The following is a 1,383-nucleotide window of genomic DNA, read 5'->3' on the forward strand; positions in this document are numbered from 1 at the left end:
CGCCGGCTTGACCAGATAGCCCTTCATCTCGCCGCTGCCGCCGGGGTAGCTGATGTCCTCGCCCTTCACGCGCGGATCGTTGTCGGCGACGATTGCTGCTTGCGCCGAATTGGCCGCCAGAAGCGGCGCGATCGCTGCCGCCGCCGCACCTGATCCGGCAAGCCGGGTCAACTGCTCCATGAACCGGCGGCGATCGAGCGTCAGATGCGTGTACTCGTCATAGGCGTCGATCATCGCCTGGGTGATGGTGGGCTTGGCGTCGGGTCTCGTCATGGATGGGCTCCTCTGCTTCGGGCTTCAATTCCCAGCTACATAGGGACCAAGCCGGCATGATCCAGTCGAGCACTCATCGCTGCCGTCGATCGCCTCAGGCGTATGCCGCCGGCCACGTCCGGGCAGCAAAGCCGGTGCCCATGCGCGGCCGTGTCATCACTTTTTAGTCATTGGCGATAAATCCTGCTGGCGCTGCCACAATCGTGAAGGAAGGTGGCTATCGACGGTATCTTGACCGCGTGCCTCAGACCCAGAAGGAAGCGAGACCATGACCATGCCTTCCCCGATCCTCGCCAGCGCGGTCGTCCTTGCGGGGGCCGCCGCTTTGGCCCTACGCTCGATAGTTGTGAATGCAGGCAGACTATCGTTGATCAGGGTCCGCACTGAGCGGAACCGCAACACGAAAACCCAGGGTTGAGGTGACGCCATGAACGTCCAGGACATCGTCAACACCGTTTCGCAGAAGGCGGGCCTCGACCAGGCGACGACGGAGAAAGTCGTCGGCACCATTTTCTCGGTGCTCGAACACGAGGCGGAAGGCACCAGCGCCTCGGCGTTCTTCGCCAGGATCCCCGGCGCCGACGACCTCGCCCATCAATATGACGTCATGGCCGCCGCTCCGGCCGGCGGTGGCGGTTTTCTGTCGTCGTTGCAGGGCGCGCTTGGCGGCGTTCTCGGCGAGAAGGCCGGCGCGCTGATCAACGGCATCGCCGCGCTCAAGGCATCCGGGCTCGACATGGCGCAGATCCAGAAGGCCGGCGCGACGCTGATCCAGCAGGCCGAAGCCGCCGCCGGCCCCGACCTGACCAACAAGGTGCTCGGCTCGGTGCCCAGCCTGAAGGGTCATTTGGGGATTGGCTGATCGACAACGGGCCGATCGGAAGATTTCCCGCCCCTCATCGCCCAGTCGGGCACTTTTCCCCGTCACTATGCGGGGAAAAGATACCGGCACAGATGAGGGGCGGCGCGACCTCTGAAAGATCGCGTTACCCTGTCGCCCCTACTTCGGCAGCGCGTAGGCCATCACATAGTCACCAGGCTTGGTGCCGACCGAACCGTGGCCGCCGGCGACGATGACCACGAACTGGCGGCCGTCGGCGACCGTATAGG

Annotated in this window: 1 protein-coding gene and 1 pseudogene; one reads left to right on the forward strand and one right to left on the reverse strand. The window is 64.4% G+C overall.

The annotated features are described in order from the left end of the window. Nucleotides 1-273, reverse strand: a pseudogene (locus tag EN932_RS36130) (dienelactone hydrolase family protein); the annotation flags it as partial. Between the two features lie 427 nt (nucleotides 274-700). Between EN932_RS36130 and EN932_RS36140 the strand changes: the two are divergent. Then, nucleotides 701-1,135, forward strand: a complete 435-nt coding sequence (locus EN932_RS36140) for a hypothetical protein (RefSeq protein WP_127368749.1) — start codon at nucleotides 701-703, stop codon at nucleotides 1,133-1,135. The last annotated feature ends 248 nt before the right edge of the window (nucleotides 1,136-1,383 follow it).

Origin of the sequence: Mesorhizobium sp. M7A.F.Ca.US.002.01.1.1, assembly GCF_004022955.1 — a bacterium.
Lineage (GTDB): Bacteria > Pseudomonadota > Alphaproteobacteria > Rhizobiales > Rhizobiaceae > Mesorhizobium > Mesorhizobium ciceri.

Bases quoted from the DNA above. Each gene is read 5' to 3' on its own strand.
- EN932_RS36140 (WP_127368749.1), top strand. From the start codon at position 701: ATGAACGTCCAGGACATCGTCAACACCGTTTCGCAGAAGGCGGGCCTC.